Raw genomic sequence first — 20131 nt, 5'->3', positions numbered from 1 at the left:
ATGCGCCTGAAATCCATCAAGCTGGCCGGTTTCAAATCCTTTGTGGACCCGACCACGGTCCCGTTTCCAACCAACATGACCTCGGTCGTGGGGCCAAACGGTTGCGGCAAATCGAACATCATCGACGCCGTGCGCTGGGTGATGGGGGAAAGCTCGGCCAAGTACCTCCGTGGCGAATCCATGACCGACGTTATTTTCAACGGTTCCAGTGCCCGCAAACCCGTTGGTCAGGCGTCCATCGAACTGGTCTTCGATAACAGCGACGGGTCGGCGCCGGGCGAGTTTGTCCGCTTCAATGAAATCTCGGTGCGCCGCCGGGTTTCCCGCGAAGGGCAGTCCGAGTACTTTCTGAACGGCTCCAAATGCCGGCGTCGGGATATCACCGATCTGTTTCTTGGTACCGGGCTGGGCCCCCGCAGCTACGCCATCATCGAGCAGGGCATGATCTCGCGGTTGATTGAAGCCAAGCCGGAAGAGCTGCGGGTGTACATTGAAGAGGCCGCAGGCATCTCCAAGTACAAGGAGCGGCGCCGGGAAACCGAGAACCGCATCCGTCGCACCCAGGAGAACCTGGAACGACTCACCGATCTGCGGGACGAACTGGGGCGCCAGCTCCAGCACCTGGAACGTCAGGCGGCGGCCGCGGAAAAGTACAAGGCCTACAAGCACGAAGAGCGCCAGAAGAAAGCGGAGCTGACGGTTCTGCGCTGGAAGTCGCTGGATAACGATCTGCAGACCTGGCGAACACGAATTCGTGATACCGAGCTGGAACTCGAGAAATACCTCACCGACCGGGTCAATCTGGAAACCTCTCTGGAAGCGCTACGGGATAGCCATCAGGAACGCACCGAGCACTTTAACCGCGCCCAGGCGCGGTTCTACGAAGCGGGCGCGGACATTGCCAGGATTGAGCAGAGCCTGGAGCACCAGCGTGAGCGCAGCCGCCAGACAGCCACGGAACTGGATCAGGCAATGGCGAACCAGCGGGAGCTTTCACGGGAACTGGAACAGGATCAGGAAAAACTGTCCGGTCTGCAGGAAGAGCTCGACATGATCGAGCCGGAGCAGGAGGCACTGGCGGTTCGCGCCGAGGAATCCGGAGAGAAACTGCAGCGGGCGGAAGATGCCATGAGTGAATGGCAGCAGCAATGGGAAGGCTTCAGCGCACGCTCTGCCGACGCGCGGCGCGAGGCGGAACTGGCCCAGTCGCGAATCGGCTCCCTTGAAGATGCCATTAACCAGCTGAAAACCCGTCAACAACGCCTGAACGATGAACAGGAACTGCTGGAAGGCCAGTTGGACCGGGCTGAACTGGAGGAATTGCTGGAACAGCAGGAAACGCTGGAGCTGCAACGGGAAGAAGCGGCGGAACGTATCGCTGCGCTGCAGGACGAGTTGTACGAGGCTCGTCAGCACAGCAGAGACGCGGAGCAGAAAGTTTCGGACTATCGCCAGCAGGTGCAGAGTCTCCGCGCGGCGCTGGATTCCCAGCAGGCGTTGCTGGACGAACAGATGGGCGCCCAGGACGACGCGTTGCAGTCCTGGCTCCATGAATTCGGTCTGGCGTCCGCGCCGCGGATTGCCCAGCAGCTCACCATTGAGAATGGCTGGGAATTCGCGGTTGAGCAGGTCATCCATCGCTTCGGCCAGGGCGTCAGTGTGCCGCACATGGACGACCTGCATCAGGCGTTGTCAGGCGCGCCCAAAGGATTGGCCCTGGTGAACTCGGCGGACTCCCGGTCAGGTCCGGAATCGGGTCTCGCGGCCCGAGTGTCCGGTGCTTCCGGCATCCGTGGCTTGCTCACCGGGATCGATACCGCCGATTCGCTGGAGGCGGCTCTGGCGCGGCAGGCGAGCCTGGCGGGCGGTGAGAGCGTCATCACCCGTGACGGTGTTTGGGTATCCCGGGACTGGGTGCTGATGCCGGATTCCGATGCGGCACAGATCGGGGTAATCGAGCGCCAGAAAAAGGTCAGCCAGTTGGCCGATGACCTGGCTGGGGCGGAGACCTTGTTGCGGGAGGCAACGGAACAACTGGATGAGCTCCAGCAACGTAGCGAAAAGGCGGAAGCCAACCGGGATGAGGCTCAGGGTCGTCTCAGTGACGCGGAGCGGGAACTTGGCGGTCTGTCCTCGCGAATCAGCGGGCTCAAGGCGCGGGCGGAGCAGATCGATGACCGGCTGCAGCGCATTCGTGATGATGCCGAAGACGTGGTGCTGAACCTGGAAGAGCAGCTTGAACAACTGCAGGAAGCCCGGGAAGAGTGGCAACAGGCCCTGGCCTCGTCGGAAGACAGTGACGAAGAAAAGGAGCAGCTACTTGAGCGCCGGGATACCCTGCGGGAAAACCTTGACCACCTTCGCCAGGAGGCCCGTCATGACCGCGATCATGCCCATCAGCTGCAATTACAACTGCAGTCGCTGAACAGCCAGCGGGATGGCCTGAAACAGACCCTCGAGCGCATGCAGATGCAGAAAGAGCGTCTGGACGAGCGCCTTGAGATCCTGCGGGAATCCCGCGAACAGGCCGAAGAACCGATTGAGGATCTTCAGATGCAACTGGAAGGCCTGCTGGATCGTCGTCTGGCCGAGGAGGAAAAGCTCGGTGTGGCCCGGGATGCGCTGGAAGAGATTGATCGGGAAGTGCGGGAGAAAGAGCAGGGCCGTAGCCGTACCGAGCACGAGGTACAGGACATCCGCGCGCGTCTTGAGAAGCTGAAGATGGAGTCTCAGGCGCTGGAAATTCGCTCCGGCAATCACATTGAGCAACTCAAAGAGCTGGATGTGAAGCTGCAGGAGGTGCTGGAGCAGCTGCCGGAAGAGGCGACCGAACAGGCGTGGGCTGAAGAGCTGGAGAAAATCGGCAACCGGATCCAGCGTCTCGGCGCCATCAACCTGGCCGCCATTGAGGAATTTCAGGTCCAGAGCGAGCGCAAAACCTACCTGGACAGCCAGCATGAAGACCTGATGGAAGCTCTGGAAACCCTCGACAATGCCATTCGGCGTATTGACCGGGAAACCCGCCAGCGCTTCAAGGAAACCTTTGATCAGGTCAATGGCGGGCTGCAGGCGTTGTTTCCGAAGGTCTTCGGGGGCGGCAATGCCTATCTGGAACTGACCGGCGAAGACCTGCTGGAAACCGGCGTGGCGATCATGGCGCGGCCGCCAGGCAAGAAAAACAGCACCATTCACCTGTTGTCCGGCGGCGAGAAAGCGCTGACGGCCATTGCCCTGGTATTCTCGATTTTCCAGCTGAACCCCGCGCCTTTCTGTATGCTCGATGAGGTCGATGCACCGCTGGACGATGCCAACGTTGGCCGATACGCCAACATGGTGAAGGAAATGTCGAAGCAGGTGCAGTTCATCTACATTACCCACAACAAGATAGCGATGGAGATGGCGGATCAGTTGATGGGGGTCACCATGCACGAGCCAGGATGTTCGCGGCTGGTGTCGGTGGATGTGGAGCAGGCGGCGGCACTGGCAGAGGCGTGAGGCGCCATCTGGTTACAACGTCGCCAAATATGACGAAAAAGCCATCTCATAAGCCTGTCCGTTGTATTCATTACAGGCTTTTCTTAGAGTAGCAACGATATCCGATCCGCAAACAGGACAGCAGCACTATGTCACTAAGGGAATGGTTGATTGCCATAGGTACCCTGGTCATTATCGGCATCGTCATTGATGGCCTTCGCCGCATGCGACGGGCTCGCAAGGAATCCATGGCGATTTCTTCCGGTATGGGCGCCGATGAGCTTCACGAATCGCCGTTGGACGAAGAACATAACCCGGAGTTGCCGAACGGTGGCGCGCGGACCATTTCCAGGGACACACTCGAAGAGCGTGGCTATCTGAAGCGGGAGCGTTCCAACCGGTTCGGCAATCCGGTTCAGAAACCAACCCGGCCGATTATCAGCGGCGAGGAGCGCACACCGGAGTCCGAACCGTCAGCTCCCGCGGATGAGCCTTTCTGGTCCGAGGAGGTCGCGCCGGCCGAAGAGGAAGCGGAAGCAGAAAATACAGGCTGGGGCGCGGTTGACGACGACTACGAAGTGGATGATGGCATTGTCAGTGAACCACGAGTGGTCGCCCAGGACGAGCCACAGCCGCAGTCCGCAGAACCGGGCACTGTTGAAAGCCCGCTAACCCCGCCGCCGATGACCCGCGAGGTTGAGGAAGACACGGCACGACGGGAACAGACCCCGAAACGTACGGATCAGCCTTTGGCGGGGGCCAACCGGCCCGAGGCACGGGAAGTCATTGTGATCAACGTGCTGTCCCGCCGGGGTGAGGAATTCCAGGGCTCGGCACTGAAAAAACTGTTCGAGGCCTGTGGCCTTGAGTTTGGTGACATGGATATCTACCACCGCCACGAACAGTCGGACACCACCAGCCCGGTGCAGTTCAGTGTCGCCAGTGCGGTAGAGCCCGGGACTTTCCGTCCCCGGGACATGCCAGCGATGGCCACACCCGGCATCAGTTTCTTCATGAGCCTGCCCGGGCCGTCCAATGCCCTGCAGGCCTTTGATTTCATGCTGGAAACAGCGCAGTGCGTGGTCAGCAACATGGGCGGGGAGCTGAAGGACGAGAGGCGCAGCGTGATGACGCCGCAGACCATCGAGCACTGTCGTCAGCGTATTCGCGAATTCGAGCGTAAACAGCGGTCTCAACGCCATTAAGGCGTGCGGCTGTGAGTTGACCGTAAAATGCCCGGCTCAGACCGGGCATTTTTTGTAGGATCCGAGGGCTTACAGGTATGAGTACAACAGACCGGGAAACGGCGAACCGGGTAGAGCAGTTGCGGCAGGCCATCAACGAGCACAATTATCGTTACTACGTGCTTGACGACCCGCAAGTACCGGACGCGGAATACGATCGGTTGTTCAGGGAGCTGCAGGCACTGGAGGCCAGCCATCCGGAACTGGTCACCGACGATTCACCGACCCGCCGTGTGGGGGCAAACGCCGAAACCAGTTTCGAAGAAGTGATTCACCGTATCCCGATGTTGTCCCTCGACAACGCCTTCAGCGATGAAGAACTGCAGGATTTTGACCGGCGCATTCGTGATCGTCTGAAAGCCGATGATCCGATCGAGTACGTGTGCGAGCCCAAGCTCGATGGACTTGCCGTGAGCCTCCATTACGAACAGGGAATTCTGACTCGTGCCGCAACCCGCGGCGACGGTTATGCCGGTGAGGACATCACAGCAAACATTCGCACGATACCTTCCGTGCCGCTGAAGCTGCGGGGTTCCGGGTTTCCGGATCTGGTCGAAGTGCGCGGTGAGGTCTACATGCCCAAAGCCGGCTTCGAGAGACTGAACCAGACGCTGGCCAACAAAGGCGAGAAAACCTTTGTGAACCCCCGCAATGCGGCGGCGGGCAGTCTGCGGCAGAAGAAGCCTTCAGTCACGGCACGCCGTCCGCTGGAAATGTGTGCTTACAGCGTGGCCGTTACCGAAGAATCTGTGCTGCCTGAAACCCACTGGGACAGCCTGCAACAAGTCAGTGACTGGGGCTTCCGCATCAACCCCGAGATGCGCAAGGCGACGGGGGTGGACGAGTGCCTGGCCGCCTACCGGGAACTGATGGACAAGCGGGCCGAGCTGCCGTACGAAATCGATGGCATTGTGTTCAAGGTTAACCGTCTTGAACTCCAGAATGCCCTTGGTTTTGTGTCGCGTGCGCCGCGCTGGGCCATTGCCCACAAGTTTCCGGCACAGGAAGAACTGACGGTGATCGAGGATGTCGAGTTCCAGGTGGGGCGCACCGGCGCTGTAACGCCGGTGGCACGGCTCAAGCCGGTGTTTGTGGGCGGCGTCACGGTGAGCAATGCCACCCTGCACAACATGGACGAAATCCACCGACTGGGCGTTCGAATCGGCGACACGGTGTTTATCCGCCGTGCCGGGGACGTGATTCCCCAGGTGGTCAAGGTGGTCCTGGAGAAGCGCCCGGACTCGGCCCGTGAAGTGGAACTGCCCGCCACCTGCCCGGTGTGCGACTCCGATGTTATCCAGATAGAAGGCGAAGCCGTAGCCCGCTGTTCTGGCGGGTTGTTCTGCCCGGCACAGCGCAAAGAGGCGATTCGCCACTACGCCTCCCGTAAGGCGCTGGATATCGAAGGGCTGGGCGACAAATGGATCGAACTCCTGGTGGACAAGGGCATGGTGAAAACCGTGGCCGATCTGTACGGGCTCAGCAAAGAAGATCTCACCGGCCTGCAACGCATGGGGGACAAGTCCGCCAGTAACCTGCTGGCCGCCATCGACAAATCCCGCCAACCGGTGCTGTGGCGGTTTATCTATGCCCTCGGCATCCGCGAGGTTGGTGAAGCCACCGCCAAGGCCCTGGCCAGTCATTTTGGCACCCTGGAGGCCATTGCCGAGGCCGACGAGGAAGCGCTGCAACAGGTCCCCGATGTCGGCCCGATTGTGGCAGGGCATATCTGCAGCTTCTTCGACCAGCCCCACAACCAGGAAACCATTGATGCCCTGCGGACCGCCGGCGTGCAGTGGCAGACCGAGACCATTACTGCAGAACCGAAGCCGCTTCTGGGGGAGACCTGGGTACTGACCGGGGCCTTGTCCGGGATGACCCGCGATGAGGCAAAAGAGCGTCTCGAGCAGCTCGGCGCGAAAGTCGCCGGCAGTGTCTCGAAGAAGACCGCATGCGTGGTAGCCGGAGAGGCGGCAGGCTCGAAACTGACCAAGGCAGAATCCCTTGGCGTCAAGGTGCTCACCGAAGAGGCCTTTGTCGCTTTCCTCGAATCCCATTCCGCCTAGCTTGGTGGGCCGGGCTGCCCGCCAGGGCGCCCGGCCTGCGAATCTGAGAACTCGCGCAGATCCCCTCAGCAATAAATTGATTACCATGGCAATGCTCTGTAACGGTGTGTAAAGCGGCGCCAAGGCGTTGCCTGATCACCAATAATAACAACGCCTTGAAACGGATTTTTCCATGCGCGCCGATTTGCTAACACGCATTGCCTTCGCCACAGGCCGCCATGGCCTGCTGCTTGCAGTGGCCCTGATCGCTTCCGGATGCAAGACCGACACCGGCCCCGATGATCCGACCGTGCTGGGCGTGCCCCCTGCAGAAGCCTATCTCGGCGTTGAGTACTACTACAATTTCGGCGCTTACGGCGGCGAGCGTATCCTTGATTTCTCCCTGACCAACGCCCCCTCCTGGCTTGCCCTGGAAGACACCAGCAACAAGGCTCGCCCCGGCATCATCATGCGCGGTGTGCCGGGACTCACTGGCGGCAACCGGGGAGACGCGGATCTCGGCAAGCAGGAAGACATCAACCTGCTGACCACCGACGGCGAGCGTGCCGGCGTGCAGCCCTTCGATATCGAGGTCAAACGTAACCCGCTGTCGCTGGAGGCTGAAACCTTCAAAGAAGGCGAGGCGTCAGAAAAGCCGGACGCCGCCGACAACCGGTGTGAAGCACCGGTGATCGAGAACAAAGGGGCGCACAGTTACGAGATCAACCTGTTTGATGAGACCGGCGAGGTCGTAGGTACCGAGGCAAAAACCACTGAAACCAATGCGGTTCTGGTTAAAGTGCTGTTGGAGCAGCCGTCGGTGACCCGCGTCGCCGTTGCCTTTGAGCTGACCTCAGAGTTTGATCCCACCGTCTGTGATGCGGATTTCGATGCGCCGCATCAGCGATGTGAGGAAGGCGATGCCAATCGTGATGATGCAATTATCGGGCGCGACATCGTTGCCCTGGGCAGCCAGAGCGGTAACGACAGCCGGCTGCCGGTGCCGGATTATCTGCAGTATCAGAGAGACGACGATGGCGTGTATTCGAAGGGCGTCATTACACTGGAGCCCGGGATCACCGAATGCTACATCCGCCTGGAAGTCATCGATGAAACCGTGCCTGAGCCCTCGGAATCCCTGCGTCTGACGTTGACGGAAGTGCGCAGCGGCTTGGCCGCGCTCGGGCCTTCCGACACCGAAGCCCGTAGTACGCTGGTCATCGACGACGATGAGCCGGTGGTCCGCCTGGAAACCCCGGCTGGGCGCCAGCGCGACGCGGTGAGCGTGGGGGGCGCGCGCGAGTTCGTGGCGGTGCTTTCCGGAGATCGCAGCGGAACCGTCTTTGCCCGGCTGGGTGAGAACGAGGATTCCGCCGCCAAAGAGGGCGATTACACTATCCAGACCTCAAATGGTGGCGATGAATGGATAGACAATTCGACACTGGAGTTTCCGCCGGGGACCAGCCGTGTGCCATTCCGTGTCGCCATTCCGGAGGATTATACGAACGCCGGCGCCAATGACAGGGCACTCCTGCTGGAACTGGACCAGCAGTACCAGGCAGGGCGCGAAAACTATGCGGGGTCTGCGAGTGACGTTGAGCTGCGGGTCAGCATCAACGAGTTGCTCGCACCCCTGGAGTTGAACGCGGCGGATGCGTTTGTTCCGACCGACATCGACATTGGCCGGGAAGGTCAGTTGTTTGTGGCAGGCTATGACAGCGCCAACAATGATCAGGTTCTGGTACGGATCTTTGATCAGAAGGGCGCGCTGGTTCAGGAGGTTCCGATATCCGATCCGGCTGTGGCGCTGAATCAGCCCGACCCGGTTATCGATTATACCCTGCGCCAGGTAACCGACGGCACAACCAGAGTGGATCGTTTCGAGTTCACGGTTGCTTACAGGGCGGTCGACGATATTCCGGACCAGACCTCGAACGGTGGTCAGGATGTGGTTGTCGGGCTGTACTGGTTTGACAGCGCCCAGCCCGCCGGCAGTGAATACACGGAAGTGTGGACCCTGCGTTCGGGGACAGCAGGTAATGACGTTCCCCGCTGGGTGGGTATCAACGATGATAACGGTGCCGTGATCGTCGCCGGGGAGACCACTGGTACCTGGCCCGGGGCCAGCCGTGGAGGCAACGTCGACAGCTTCCTGCAGCGTATCGACACCACCATCGACGGTGAGAACCGACTGCCGAAGCTCGCCTGGACCCGGCAGGTGGGTTCCAGTGCCGATGACATCGTCGCTTCAGGCAGTGTAGAAACGGCCAGCCCCTACCTGTTTGGCCATACTTCCGGCGCGATTGGCAGCAACACTGGCTTGGGCGGCTCGGACGGATTTTTCTACAGTGCGGCCAGCGCCGATAGCGCCATAAGCGTGTATCAGGCTGGCACCGACGGTGACGAGGAAGTAATCGATGGCCTGTACACCGTGTCCAACATCTGGCTGCTGGGCAACAGCGATCGGCTTTACTCCGTCAATATCGTGGAAGACGGCGACAATACCCTGGAGGTGGAGGAAAACCTGAGTGGCAGTAATGGCTTCTTGCTGGGCCTGTCCTCCGGAGGGAACGTAAACAAAGCTTACAATCTGATTGCGTCGGATAGTGGGGGTAAAGAGAACTTCGCTGCGCTCCTCGAGTTTGCCGATAACCTGATTGCCGCCGGTTCCACCACTGGAGAGTTCGTGGCGAAAGCCGGGAGCGGCACACGGCAGGCGGTACTGGCCCGTCTCGATCCGAACGCCTCCGAAACCATTGACGATGAAGAAAAGCAGATCATCAGTGAACTCTGGCGCGTACAGGTGCCGATTGATAATGCAGAAATTCTGGCAACGGCGAACTACCGGGATGATGAGATTGTCGCGCTGGTCAGGCAAGCCGTCGGCGGTGGCGATGAATGGAGCATCATCCTGTTCTCCGCAGAAGGTGTTCAGCTGAACTAGACCGTACCCTGCTGGCGGCCGGCACTGGCGTAGAGCTTCAGGTAATCGGTGCTGGTCACGATACCAGACGGCAGGCCTTTGTTATCCACCACCAGCGCGGCATTCAACTGATGAGCCAGCATCAGGCGCGCAAGCTGGTGGGCGTCGGTTTCGGGGGAGGCGGTCAGAAACGCTGGCAACTCCACGTGTAGCAAGCTGTGGCTCATGGCGTCCGCGTTGTGTTCGTGCAGCCAGCTCAGTAACCAGCGCAGGTCGATCAGACCGGCGACATTGTCCTGGGCGGTGATCACCAGGTGATGTACTCCGTGCTCGTCCATGGTCGACAGCGCTTCGGCGATGGTGGCGGTCGCCGGTAACGAATACAACGCCGGCGTGCACAGGGTGGATACCGGCAGATAACTGCGCTGATCCCGGGGCTCTGCGGATGCGCCGTACTCCTCCAGGGCGCGATGATGACCGGCGGCGTAACTGGCCTGCTGAAACTCGCCATCGGTCACGTCACTATGGCCGGTATTGACCGCGTGTGATTCGACCAATTCAGTGACATTACCCACCCGTCGGCCCCGGAATACCTCCGGTAATCGGGTTCCGACCGGTCGGCCGGGTTCACTGACAAAAATGGCCATAGACTGACTCCAGATCGTAATGCCCGTTTACCACTGATCGGCCGTTAGGCCGTTTTCTTGAGTTTCCTAACTTACCTTTTCTTGCGCCATGGGCCGGAAACAGCGTTCCGGACGCACGCGTTTGATCAGCGAGCGGGGCAGGCAGGCCGGCTCGCCGGTCAGTGTATCTGCGAGGTACTCCGCCAGTAACGGAGCGTAGGTCAGGCCCTTGCTGCCCAGCCCGGTCAACAGGAACAGGTCTCTGAGGTCCGCGCCGGGAACCGCCGCCAGCGCACCGGCTGCGGGCTGGTAATCGTGGGTTGTGCAGCGGAACCCCACGCGCCCGGACAGGTGTTGGTCCGGCCCAGGAGCCTGGTCCAGCCAGATGGCCGGGAGCATGTCATGGAGCTCGTCGATGTTCTCACGGTGGCTCGCCTCGTTCATCTCGGGAGAGGCGTTGTGCAGGTCAAAGGTTGCGCCGGTCACCGCGACGCCGTCACAGGTCGGGTTGATGTATCGAGGCCCGCAAATCACCGCCCGCGGAGCCTTCACAACGTGGTCCGGCAGGTGCGTAACCTGGCCACGAATCGGCTTGAAGCGAAAGTGTCCGTGCTGGCTATCGACGGGAATCAGTGCCGGGCTGTGATGGCCGCCGCAGATGACCGCCTGCGCCGCGGATACCGTCTGACGCTGGGTTGCAATAAACCACTGATTCCCATTGCGGGCCAGGCTCTCGACGGGGTTTGAAAACAGGGTGGTTATGCCGGGGTGCCGGATCAGATCCCGGCACAGTGCGGCGGGCTGCAACCAGCCGCTGTTGTGAAACCAGAGGCCACTGTGTTCGGTTTCTATACCGGTAAGATCGGTCGCCGCCCCGGCATCCACCGGTTCCACGATGTCTGCCGGGTATTGGTTTCGTTCAAGAAAACGTTGCTGGCGCTGGCGTTCCTGCTCGTTGTGCGCCATCTGGAACAGCCCGGTGCGGTGCCAGCAACTGCCGCTTGGCGATTCAGATAATGATTCAGATAACGGTTCAGGTAACGATGCATAGTAGCGCTGGCTGAACAGCAATCCAGACAGGGCAAGCTGGGTCTGGGCGTTGAACTCCACCCCGAGTTTGACGTACAGGGCACCCTGCAGATTGCCGGAGGCGCCGGCACCAGGTTGCTCTGCGGCGTCGATCAGAGTGACCGGCACGCCGCGCTCTGCGAGGTTCCGCGCCAACAGGCAGCCGGCAATGCCGGCACCGATAATGGCAATACCCTTGGGTTGTGGTACGTCGTTGCGTGGAGCCGGCCCCGGATCCGGGGGCAGGCTGCCCACGAGCATGTCCCGTTTGCGGCCGAAACCGCCGGCTTTATGCATCTGGAACCCACAGTTCTCGAGAGCCCGCCGCACCCGGCCTACGGACGTGAAAGTGGCCAGGGTGGCCTCACGCTTGCTGTGGCGGCGGATTTGTTGCATTGCCTCATCCGGCCACATGCTCGGGTTCAGGGCCGGGGCGAAGCCGTCCAGAAACCAGGCGTCGGCGTTGAACTCCAGTTCCTGCCAGGCGTCCAGTACATCGCCGAAGAACAGCGTCAGTCTCACGCGGCCATTGTCGAGGCGCATCCGGTGAGCGCCACGAACCAGTGGTGGGTACTGCGCTACCAGTTCTTCAGCCAGGTCGGCGAGCTCGGGCCAAAGCGCCAGCGCTCTGTGCAGGTCTTCGCGCCGTAACGGGTAGCGTTCCACTGAAACAAAATGCAGGCGGGCGCACGGCGGCGGGTTGGCCCTCCGCCATTCCTGCCACGCGGCCAGAAAGTTCAGCCCGGTCCCGAAGCCGGTTTCTCCGATAACGAACGCGGCGCCATCCGCCACCCGTGCGAATCGCCGGGCCAGTTCATTGGGCCTGATGAAGACATGCCGGGTTTCTTCCAGGCCGTTGTCGCGGTTGAAATAGACATCGCCGAAGGTGCGCGACTCGGGTATTCCGTCGTGCCAGCGGATATCCGCCGATTCTATGGCGGGGGGAGCGAGCTGTGTCATCAGTCGTCGGTCTGGGCACCGCCCCGTAACACGGTGACCCGCTCGATGATGATCGGGTCTTCCGGTACATCCGCCATGCCTGCAGAGTAGCCGGTTTGCTTGCCGGCGATGGCATCGACCACGCCCATACCTTCGGTCACTTTGCCAAAGACCGCATAGCCCCATTTCTGCGGGTTGTCCGTGGTATTGAGGTAGCCGTTATCCACCACGTTGATGAAGAACTGGGAGGTTGCGGAATGCGGCTGGCCGGTTCTCGCCATGGCAATGGTACCCCGCAGATTCTTGAGCGTGGCGCTGCCTTCGTTGCGGATAGGCGCGTTGGTGTCCTTTCGCGCGAGGTCGCGGGTGAAGCCGCCGCCCTGGATCATGAAGCCTGGAATAACCCGGTGGAATATGGTGCCGTTGTAGAAGCCGCTTTCGGCGTATTCGATGAAGTTTTCCACGGTTGCCGGCGCCACGTCGGGTCTGAGCATCAGTTCGATAACGCCTTCAGTGGTTTCCAGCCGCACATGGGGCAGTTCCTGTTTCGCCGATTCGGCGTCCTGGGCGAGAGCGCCATGGCTAAGGCCGAAGGTGGCCAGCAGCAGGATGAAGACTTGAATCACAGAAACCGACGGTTTTACGGTATTTGTCATTTTAATCGGGGTCACCATGTTAGCTCCGTCCATTATCCCTGCGATAATGCAGTGATGAGTTGGGGTTAGTCCGGATGTTAGCAGAATTTGCGGCTGCGTCGGAGATTCGTCAGGCGCAATGGCAGGTCTTCGTCTAACCTCTTATCAGCTTGTCACACAATAATACGTCACCGAGCCGGGCTGTACGGTCATCGATAACACGGATTGGAGGGTAATGGTGAAGATCCGTCAGGGGTTTGAAGAGAAATCACGGCTTGGTTTGTTGCTGATCAATCGTGGCTATTTGTCCGAAGGTCAGCTTGCGGATGGTCTGCGTCTCCAGCGCGAAAGTGGTCAGCGCCTGGGTGAAGTGCTGGTGCAGGCCGGCTGGATCAGCGAACGGGAGCTGGAGCGGGTGCTCAGGCACCAGTCCCGATACCGGAACGCTGCCGCCTTTTTCACCATGGTGACGCTGCCGTTTCAGCCGTTGGTCAGCTTCGCCGCCAGCAGCACGGCCCAGGCAATTCCTGCGCAGAATGCCGGCGAGCCCTATCAGCCCCAAGGGCTGACGCCCATGAACGACGATGAACTGGCTTCCGTTGCGGGGCAGGGCGATCAAAGCCTGATTCAGCGTATCGAATCCGTCACCATGATGGCCGGCGCGGGCGATGGCGAGCAGGGTGATCCGGTGGCAGGGCAGCCCGATGTGATCGAGGGCCTGAAGCTGGCCTCCAACATCTTTGTGCCGGTGCTTAATTTCCTGGATTCCGATCTGACCATCAGCGGCGTTCATTACCGTGATGATGCGCCGCGGTATCAGGTGCGCTCCGATGGTGGGCTGGTACTGGCGTTTCCAGAGCGTATCGAGCAGATTCGTATGGACAATATCCGGGTGAGTGGAGGGCAGACGCCGCCGATCGGTAACGTGACCATCACCGACATCCGCTTTCATCCGGATTCCAATATGACGATTTACACCCGCTGAGGTGTCTTGGCGCTCGCGGAGAGCGCCAGTTCCGCTATTTGAACTCAGGCGCTGGCCAGAATGGTTCGGCTGGATGCCCCGGTTTGCTCGCCATGGGCGCCATACAGTTTTTGCTGGCTGCTGGCACCCCGGAAAATGTCGGTCAGGCGGGCCAGCCGTTTCTGCAGGTGACTGATCACACGCCCGTTATTGCGATTCAATTCCTGGCAGAAGGTCAGGCGCTCGTTGGCTTCGGACCACCGCTCCGCCAGTTCTGTCAGCCCGGCGCCGCGTATAAAGCGTGACGGTGCCCCAGAGTCCGGCCGGTAGCCGATGGCCACCAGATGATGGATCTTCTGCTTGGCGCGGGCGCGGACCTGCTCCAGTATCGTATTTTTCTCTGCGGTGATGGCTTCCAGCGCGTGCATGTCAGAGGAAGCGAGGCAGGACTTCTCCTGTTCCAGTAAATCCGCCAGAGTCTGAAGCTGGCGGATATCCTGGGAAAGAAGGTTATTCAACTCATCAATTGCGGCCATGATCTACTCACCCGAAAATGCTTTCATCCATTTCAAGCATTTTCTGGGCCAGCTTTTCAGCGTCAATCTTGTAGGAGCCGTCCGCCAGTGCCGCGCGGATCTGCTCGATGCGGTCATCGTCCATTTCCGGATAATCACCCAGCTTCTGTTCGAGCTGTTTCAGGTCTTTCGCCTGACTGCTGAGATTGACGTTCTCGCCGCGCGCGCCCTGTGCCTGGGATTTTGCCTGCTCCGGGGCTGAAGGCTGCGTGTTCTGGGTTGAACCGGACTTGTCGGCCGTGGTTCTCTGGGTGTTGACCTGGCCGGGGCCAATTCCATTTAAGTCAACTGACATATCGGTACCTGCTTAACTGGTGAGCTGTACAAAGACAGCATTCGCGAATTTTACAACTGCTTATCGGCTGTCCGGCTGCAAGCTTTAGACTTTTTTGCGACTGAAAGATTACATTTCCGTCAGAATGCCAGGTCGCGCCGGCAAACCCTTGCCGCAAGAGGCAAGCCGCCGCCGGGGCCCGTTACATCGGAATTTCAACCTGGCCGGGCGCGGTAACCCGGGCTTTCACCGTGCGCGCTGACGACAGGTTCTCAACCAGCACCTGATCGCCGACACTGGCATCGGCCAGGGCTTTGCCCCGGGAATTCACGGCAAAATTGCCGCGTCGTGCCGTAATAATAACATGGTCCCCGCGGACAACCGCAGCCGGGGCGGAAAGCAGGTCCGGCGACATCAGCGTACCGGCATTCACGCCGCGCCGCATTTCCATGCCGATCAGCTGATCCGGGTCGGTGATCACACCCCGCCGTGTGGCATTGACGGTCACGGATTCAGCCTTTACCAGATCTGCGGTCAGCCGCTCACCCCGGGCAAGGGGACGTGCTGCCACCATGCCTTCGCCGACAATGGTGACGGTGGCGTTGAGGAACATTCGCCAGGGACGCTTGCCGCTGCAGGACACCTGAAGCGTGGGCTGCGTGGTTTTCCAGGGATCGCCACTAAAGCTGACCGCCAGCGGCTTGTCGCACGTGGCGAGCGCCAGCCGGCTGTCGAGTCGGCCGGGCTTGTAGGAAACGTCAAACCCGCTCTCGGCCTGCTCATTCGCAAATTCGCCCAGGAAAGCGCCTGCGGCCTGTTTGATCTGGGCGGCTGTGGTGTCCGCTGCCAGAGCGGCAGGGGATGCAAGCAACGCAGGGAGTGCTAGCAACATAAATGCGATAAAGATCGTGATGCGCATACGCGGCAGTTTGTCCTATGCTGTCGGTATAAGGGCACAAACCCGGAGGTGCTCAAGTATTCCGGGATTCGGCCGTTACTCTCGCCTAGCGAGTCAAAAAACCGGCAGATGCAAATAAAAACGCCGGAACTGACCAGAATTGAGCAAAATACATGCCGGTATGAGTCTGGCAGAGAGGGGAGAGGCGGAATGGCAGGTGTACTCGACAGTGTGAATCAGCGGACACAGCTGGTGGGGCAGAACCGCCTGGAGCTGCTGCTCTTCCGGTTTCGCGGTCGCCAGATGTATGGCATCAACGTTTTCAAGGTCAAGGAAGTGCTGCAGTGCCCGAAACTGTCGTCCATTCCCAACAGTCGCAGCATGGTGCGCGGGGTGGCCCACATCCGCGGCGAAACCATCCCCATCATTGATCTGGCGATGTCGATCGGTTTGCCCGCGATTACGCCGGACGCACTGGCGACCAGCTTTGTGATTATCACCGAGTACAATCGCCGAACCCAGGGGTTTCTGGTGGCGGGTGTCGACCGAATCGTGAACATGAACTGGGAAGACATGTTGCCGCCGCCCAAGGGCGCTGGCAATGACGTGTACCTCACTGCCGTCACGCATATTGATGATAAACTCGTTGAAATCATCGATGTAGAAAAGATTCTTGCAGAAGTTTCTCCGCTCAGCGATGATGTCAGCACCGATATCCAGACCCGAAGCCGGGAACGGGCTTCCGGACATCTGCCAGTGCTGGTGGTAGACGACTCGTCCGTCGCCAGGCGCCAGATCCAGCGCTGCCTGACGGCCATCGGGATGGAGGTCATCACCCGGGACGACGGCAAGCAGGCACTGGACTATCTGAAAGAGATAACCGCCGACGGTTCGAAAGCGAGGGATCACCTGTCATTGATCATCTCCGACGTAGAGATGCCCGAGATGGACGGTTACACGCTGGTGACCCGCTGCAAGAATGACCCGGCGCTTCGGGACACCTTCATCATGTTGCACACGTCCCTCAGCGGCGTCTTCAACACAGCCATGGTGCAGAAGGTGGGGGCCGACGAATTCATGGCCAAGTTCAGTGCCGACGAGCTGGCCGAGAAAGTGATGGAAATCATCGACAGGGGATGAACTGCGCCCCTGCAGACTTTTGCAACCTCTGATGCCGAGACGTAATGAAAGCGGACATAACGCCACAGGAATATGAGACCTTCAAGACGTTCCTGCAGGACGCGTGCGGCATTCTGCTTGGTGATAACAAACAGTATCTGGTGAAAAGCCGGCTTCGCCGGATACTGGAGGAGAATCAGCTCAACACCCTGGGTGAGCTGATGGATCGCCTCAAGCGGCCTGGTCGCAGCAATCTGCGCGAAACCGTGATCGACGCGATGACCACCAACGAGACTCTCTGGTTTCGTGACAATCACCCGTTCCGTATCCTGCAGGAAAAACTGTTGCCCGAGTTCGCGGACCGTCAGTCTCTGCAGCCGCTGAGAATCTGGTCCGCCGCCAGTTCCACCGGGCAGGAACCCTATTCGGTGGCCATGATTCTCGAGGAGTTCCGCCGGCAGCGGCCCGGCAAGTTGCGGGACGTCAAGATCACCGCCACCGACATCTCAAAAAGCGTTCTGGAAGTGGCCCGCAAGGGTGAGTATGAAATGATCGCCATCGGGCGAGGTCTGTCGCCGGAGCGGCAGAAGCAGTTCTTCACGCCATCGCCCAGCGGCGGCTGGCAGATACGGCCGCAGATCAAGAGCATGGTGGAGTTCAAGGAACTGAACCTGCTGGAACGGTACATGCTGGGCAAGTTCGACATCGTGATGTGCCGTAATGTGCTGATCTATTTTTCGGCGGAGCTGAAGAAAGACATCCTCACGCGCATTCACGCCACGCTGAATCCTGGCGGTTACCTGATACTGGGCGCGTCGGAATCCCTCAATGGTTTGCCGCATCTCTACGAAATGGTGCAGTGCCATCCTGGCATCATCTACCGCAAGAAATAACCCAAGTCTTTACGGGAGCGACTGATGTTAATCGATTTTGACGGCATGGACCCGAAGGACGCCTACCACATCCTGACCCAGACGGTGATTCCGCGTCCTGTCGCCTGGGTGCTGACGGAGAACCCGGACGGGGATTTCAATCTGGCGCCGTTTTCGTTTTTCACGCCGATCACCAGCAACCCACCGCTGTTGATGATATCGGTCGGCAAGAAGCCCACCGATGGGGTGTCCAAAGATACCCGGGTCAATATTGAAGCGCGCAAACATTTTGTTGTGCATATCGCGCCCAGTGAGTTGGCCGCCGCCGTGACCGAATCCTCCCGCACCCTGGCCCAGGGTGAATCGGAACTGAAGAATCTGGACCTGCAGTTGGAGGATTTCGAAGGTTCAGGCCTGCCGCGGCTCAGGGACTGTCACGTGGCATTCGCCTGTGAGCTTTATGAGATCCAGGAAATCGGGGCCGCGCCACAATCGCTGATCTTCGGTAAGGTGAATCGGGTGTGGGTGTCTGATCAGGCGGCCGGTTACGATGACAAGAACCGGCTCAGTATCAATGGCGCAGCGATTGACCCTCTCGGCCGTCTTGGCGGCAGTGAGTACGTCACCTTTGGTGAGGTTCTGAAGGTTCCGCGGCCGTCCTGACGCCGGCGGTTCTACGCCGCCGACGATTCCACGGGCAGGTGGCCCGTTTTTACCCAGATAATGGTTTCCTCTTCCACGTAAGGATGGTGCTGGCTCAGGTGAGGGCTGCGAATCCAGGTTCCCGCCGGATAGCGGCCATGCTCATCGCAGAATTCGCCGGACAGTACGAAGATCTCTTCACCGCCGAAATGACGGTGGGCCTGAAACACCTCCTTCGGCGGCCACTTCACCAGAGCAACGTGTTCGTGTTCGAAGTTGTGCAACGGCATGACCTGGAGGCCGCCCTGGCCGGGGAGCCAGGGCGTGTTGCGGGTATCAATCCGCACGGTTGCCTGATCTCGCTGATCGAACTGATGCAACTTGACCAGCAGCGTGCAGCCCTCCTTGCTGAAGGGGGCGTGGCCGCTGCCCGGCGGGTTACGGAGGTAAGTGCCGGCAGGGTAGTTACCGGTTTCGTCCGAGAAGACGCCCTCAAGCACCAGAATCTCTTCGCCCAGCGGATGCTCGTGCCGGCTGAATGACGCCCCGAGCTCGTAGCGAACCACGCTGGTGGCATGGCCGCGTTCGGCCTCCTCCCTTGCCAGTGGTTTCCTGAGCACGCCTCCGGCGGGGCTGGGCACCCAGTCCTGTTCCGTCGTTCGTATGACAATCTTGCGGGAGAAATCCATGTTGAGCATTGCTGACCTCAAACGTACAGGGTGTTTTATTTGATCAGGCCCTGAATGTTGCGGAACTGCGGGTGCCTGGAATCGCGCATCCACTCGAACGCCACCATTTCCAGGGTCACCAGCCGTGCTCCGCTCTCGCTCAGGCGATCCAGGGCGATATCCCGATCGAATTCGTTGCGTGACCCGGTAGCATCAGCGACCACCCAGACCTTGTAACCGGCGTCCACCAGGCTCAGCGCTGTCTGAAGCATGCAGACATGGGTCTCGCAACCGCCAATGACGATATGCTGGCGGCCTTCCGGCAGCGCGTCAATCAGGCCGTCGGGGCAGGCGTCGAAATGGGACTTGGCAATGGTCTGGTCACAGAGCTCGCGGATTTCCGCCACATTGGCGCCCAGTTTTTCCGGGAGTTGCTCGGTAGCCAGTACCGGCACTTCGAGCAGCCCGGCGACAGTGGCCAGGGTCAGGCACTGGTGGATCACCTCACTGCCATGGGCGATGGCCGGCATGAGCTTTTCCTGCAGGTCGACCAGAAGAAGGATGGATTGTTCGGCTTTCATCAACATGGTTAGGTGTCCGTCCGGGTTGTCCGATCCCCTCGGATCGGCATTTATTTTAAGAGTTTTTGGTTGTGGCAGTTGCCAAACGCCTGAAAATTCTTTAGAGTTTGCGCCCTCAAATGAGTGACGACGTCGCTGATTTGGAACAGTTTATTGGAGAGGTGGCCGAGTGGCTGAAGGCGCACGCCTGGAAAGTGTGTATACGTTAATAGCGTATCGAGGGTTCGAATCCCTCCCTCTCCGCCAATACTGAACCCCGGCAACGCCGGGGTTTTTTTATCGGGTCTGAAAATCGTTGAACCCGCAGTCGGACCCATCGGCCTCGGTCACGTGCACGGCTGATACCCTGGCCGCCGGCGGCCCCTCGGCGCACCAGTCTCTGAGTGCCTGCAATTGTTCGACCAGGCCCTCGGCGACCACTTCCACACGGCCGTCCGGCAAATTGCGGGCGTAACCGCCCAGGCCGAGCTGTCTTGCCACCGACTGCGTCGAGGCCCGGTAGTACACCCCCTGAACCTTTCCCGACACCAGCATGGTCCACTGTTTCTGAGTCATAACCTCACCCGTTCAGCGCCCGCTTCATC

The 20131-nt window shown here is 59.9% G+C and carries 17 protein-coding genes and 1 tRNA gene; 9 read left to right on the top strand and 9 right to left on the bottom strand.

All coding sequences use genetic code 11. The features are described from left to right. The 4 genes from smc (at position 1) to DYI22_RS01915 (ending at position 9707) form a co-directional block, all read left to right on the top strand. Positions 1-3495, top strand: coding sequence for a chromosome segregation protein SMC (smc, locus tag DYI22_RS01930; RefSeq protein ID WP_213476334.1), 3495 nt, complete (start codon positions 1-3; stop codon positions 3493-3495). Positions 3496-3623: 128 nt separating this feature from the next. Next, entirely contained in the window at positions 3624-4679 is a 1056-nt protein-coding gene (zipA, locus tag DYI22_RS01925) for a cell division protein ZipA (protein WP_213476333.1), read from the top strand. A gap of 77 nt (positions 4680-4756) precedes the next feature. Next, positions 4757-6784: an NAD-dependent DNA ligase LigA gene (gene ligA / locus DYI22_RS01920; protein WP_213476332.1), complete on the top strand. Its 2028-nt coding sequence runs from the start codon at positions 4757-4759 to the stop codon at positions 6782-6784. A 172-nt stretch (positions 6785-6956) separates the two neighbouring features. Next, positions 6957-9707: a hypothetical protein gene (locus DYI22_RS01915; RefSeq protein ID WP_213476331.1), complete on the top strand. Its 2751-nt coding sequence runs from the start codon at positions 6957-6959 to the stop codon at positions 9705-9707. Here DYI22_RS01915 and DYI22_RS01910 read toward each other — a convergent pair. The 3 genes from DYI22_RS01910 to DYI22_RS01900 form a co-directional block, all read right to left on the bottom strand. Continuing rightward, the gene (locus DYI22_RS01910) at positions 9704-10333 is read right to left on the bottom strand and encodes a CBS domain-containing protein (protein ID WP_213476330.1); all 630 of its coding nucleotides are present in this window, start codon (positions 10331-10333) and stop codon (positions 9704-9706) included. The genes DYI22_RS01915 and DYI22_RS01910 overlap by 4 nt on opposite strands. Positions 10334-10399: 66 nt before the next feature. Next, positions 10400-12343, bottom strand: a complete 1944-nt coding sequence (gene mnmC, locus DYI22_RS01905; RefSeq protein ID WP_213476433.1) for a bifunctional tRNA (5-methylaminomethyl-2-thiouridine)(34)-methyltransferase MnmD/FAD-dependent 5-carboxymethylaminomethyl-2-thiouridine(34) oxidoreductase MnmC — start codon at positions 12341-12343, stop codon at positions 10400-10402. Beyond that, positions 12340-12975, bottom strand: a complete 636-nt coding sequence (locus DYI22_RS01900; protein ID WP_213476432.1) for a peptidylprolyl isomerase — start codon at positions 12973-12975, stop codon at positions 12340-12342. The genes mnmC and DYI22_RS01900 overlap by 4 nt, the downstream gene beginning before the upstream one ends. A gap of 214 nt (positions 12976-13189) precedes the next feature. Between DYI22_RS01900 and DYI22_RS01895 the strand changes: the two genes are divergently transcribed. Beyond that, complete coding sequence (locus DYI22_RS01895; RefSeq protein ID WP_228300737.1) at positions 13190-13939, top strand: pilus assembly protein PilB; 750 nt, start codon at positions 13190-13192, stop codon at positions 13937-13939. 44 nt (positions 13940-13983) lie between these two features. Here the strand turns inward: DYI22_RS01895 and DYI22_RS01890 are convergent, their stop codons facing one another. The 3 genes from DYI22_RS01890 to flgA form a co-directional block, all read right to left on the bottom strand. Then, positions 13984-14454, bottom strand: coding sequence for a flagella synthesis protein FlgN (locus DYI22_RS01890; protein ID WP_213476329.1), 471 nt, complete (start codon positions 14452-14454; stop codon positions 13984-13986). A 7-nt stretch (positions 14455-14461) separates the two neighbouring features. Then, positions 14462-14788: a flagellar biosynthesis anti-sigma factor FlgM gene (gene flgM, locus DYI22_RS01885; protein WP_213476328.1), complete on the bottom strand. Its 327-nt coding sequence runs from the start codon at positions 14786-14788 to the stop codon at positions 14462-14464. 181 nt (positions 14789-14969) lie between these two features. Beyond that, a complete protein-coding gene (gene flgA, locus DYI22_RS01880; protein WP_266099157.1) occupies positions 14970-15659 on the bottom strand; it encodes a flagellar basal body P-ring formation chaperone FlgA in 690 nt (229 codons plus the stop codon). A 216-nt stretch (positions 15660-15875) separates the two neighbouring features. On the opposite strand from flgA, the gene DYI22_RS01875 reads away from it, so the two are divergent. Genes DYI22_RS01875 through DYI22_RS01865 form a run of 3 tightly spaced genes read left to right on the top strand, consistent with a single transcriptional unit; the run spans position 15876 to position 18319 of the window. Beyond that, positions 15876-16805: a chemotaxis protein CheV gene (locus DYI22_RS01875; protein WP_213476326.1), complete on the top strand. Its 930-nt coding sequence runs from the start codon at positions 15876-15878 to the stop codon at positions 16803-16805. Positions 16806-16849: 44 nt separating this feature from the next. Next, positions 16850-17677, top strand: a complete 828-nt coding sequence (locus DYI22_RS01870) for a CheR family methyltransferase (RefSeq protein ID WP_213476325.1) — start codon at positions 16850-16852, stop codon at positions 17675-17677. A gap of 24 nt (positions 17678-17701) precedes the next feature. Then, positions 17702-18319: a flavin reductase family protein gene (locus DYI22_RS01865; protein ID WP_213476324.1), complete on the top strand. Its 618-nt coding sequence runs from the start codon at positions 17702-17704 to the stop codon at positions 18317-18319. Between the two features lie 11 nt (positions 18320-18330). Here DYI22_RS01865 and DYI22_RS01860 read toward each other — a convergent pair whose 3' ends face one another. Together DYI22_RS01860 and DYI22_RS01855 are read right to left on the bottom strand one after the other, a co-directional pair. After that, positions 18331-18996 (bottom strand): cupin domain-containing protein, encoded by a 666-nt coding sequence (locus tag DYI22_RS01860; RefSeq protein ID WP_213476323.1) that lies wholly within the window; start codon positions 18994-18996, stop codon positions 18331-18333. A gap of 26 nt (positions 18997-19022) precedes the next feature. Further along, on the bottom strand, positions 19023-19553 hold the full coding sequence (locus DYI22_RS01855; RefSeq protein WP_213476322.1) for an isochorismatase family protein: 531 nt from the start codon (positions 19551-19553) through the stop codon (positions 19023-19025). A gap of 149 nt (positions 19554-19702) precedes the next feature. Between DYI22_RS01855 and DYI22_RS01850 the strand changes: the two genes are divergently transcribed. Then, a tRNA-Ser gene (locus DYI22_RS01850) sits at positions 19703-19793 on the top strand. 30 nt (positions 19794-19823) lie between these two features. Here DYI22_RS01850 and DYI22_RS01845 read toward each other — a convergent pair. Then, positions 19824-20102, bottom strand: coding sequence for an acylphosphatase (locus tag DYI22_RS01845; protein WP_213476321.1), 279 nt, complete (start codon positions 20100-20102; stop codon positions 19824-19826). Positions 20103-20131: the final 29 nt, after the last annotated feature.

Source organism: Marinobacter lipolyticus (assembly GCF_018424605.1).
In the GTDB taxonomy this organism is placed as follows: Bacteria; Pseudomonadota; Gammaproteobacteria; order Pseudomonadales; family Oleiphilaceae; genus Marinobacter; species Marinobacter lipolyticus_B.
The sequence above is the reverse complement of the archived record's forward strand: the minus strand, read 5'-3'. Positions and strand labels throughout refer to the sequence as shown.

What these genes read in the sequence shown, in the direction of transcription:
- smc (WP_213476334.1), top strand. Translation starts at nt 1, where the DNA reads ATGCGCCTGAAATCCATCAAGCTGGCCGGTTTCAAATCCTTTGTGGAC.
- zipA (WP_213476333.1), top strand. Translation starts at nt 3,624, where the DNA reads ATGTCACTAAGGGAATGGTTGATTGCCATAGGTACCCTGGTCATTATC.
- ligA (WP_213476332.1), top strand. Translation starts at nt 4,757, where the DNA reads ATGAGTACAACAGACCGGGAAACGGCGAACCGGGTAGAGCAGTTGCGG.
- DYI22_RS01915 (WP_213476331.1), top strand. Translation starts at nt 6,957, where the DNA reads ATGCGCGCCGATTTGCTAACACGCATTGCCTTCGCCACAGGCCGCCAT.
- DYI22_RS01910 (WP_213476330.1), bottom strand. Translation starts at nt 10,333, where the DNA reads ATGGCCATTTTTGTCAGTGAACCCGGCCGACCGGTCGGAACCCGATTA.
- DYI22_RS01900 (WP_213476432.1), bottom strand. Translation starts at nt 12,975, where the DNA reads ATGACAAATACCGTAAAACCGTCGGTTTCTGTGATTCAAGTCTTCATC.
- DYI22_RS01895 (WP_228300737.1), top strand. Translation starts at nt 13,190, where the DNA reads ATGGTGAAGATCCGTCAGGGGTTTGAAGAGAAATCACGGCTTGGTTTG.
- DYI22_RS01890 (WP_213476329.1), bottom strand. Translation starts at nt 14,454, where the DNA reads ATGGCCGCAATTGATGAGTTGAATAACCTTCTTTCCCAGGATATCCGC.
- flgM (WP_213476328.1), bottom strand. Translation starts at nt 14,788, where the DNA reads ATGTCAGTTGACTTAAATGGAATTGGCCCCGGCCAGGTCAACACCCAG.
- flgA (WP_266099157.1), bottom strand. Translation starts at nt 15,659, where the DNA reads ATGTTGCTAGCACTCCCTGCGTTGCTTGCATCCCCTGCCGCTCTGGCA.
- DYI22_RS01875 (WP_213476326.1), top strand. Translation starts at nt 15,876, where the DNA reads ATGGCAGGTGTACTCGACAGTGTGAATCAGCGGACACAGCTGGTGGGG.
- DYI22_RS01870 (WP_213476325.1), top strand. Translation starts at nt 16,850, where the DNA reads ATGAAAGCGGACATAACGCCACAGGAATATGAGACCTTCAAGACGTTC.
- DYI22_RS01865 (WP_213476324.1), top strand. Translation starts at nt 17,702, where the DNA reads ATGTTAATCGATTTTGACGGCATGGACCCGAAGGACGCCTACCACATC.
- DYI22_RS01860 (WP_213476323.1), bottom strand. Translation starts at nt 18,996, where the DNA reads ATGCTCAACATGGATTTCTCCCGCAAGATTGTCATACGAACGACGGAA.
- DYI22_RS01855 (WP_213476322.1), bottom strand. Translation starts at nt 19,553, where the DNA reads ATGTTGATGAAAGCCGAACAATCCATCCTTCTTCTGGTCGACCTGCAG.
- DYI22_RS01845 (WP_213476321.1), bottom strand. Translation starts at nt 20,102, where the DNA reads ATGACTCAGAAACAGTGGACCATGCTGGTGTCGGGAAAGGTTCAGGGG.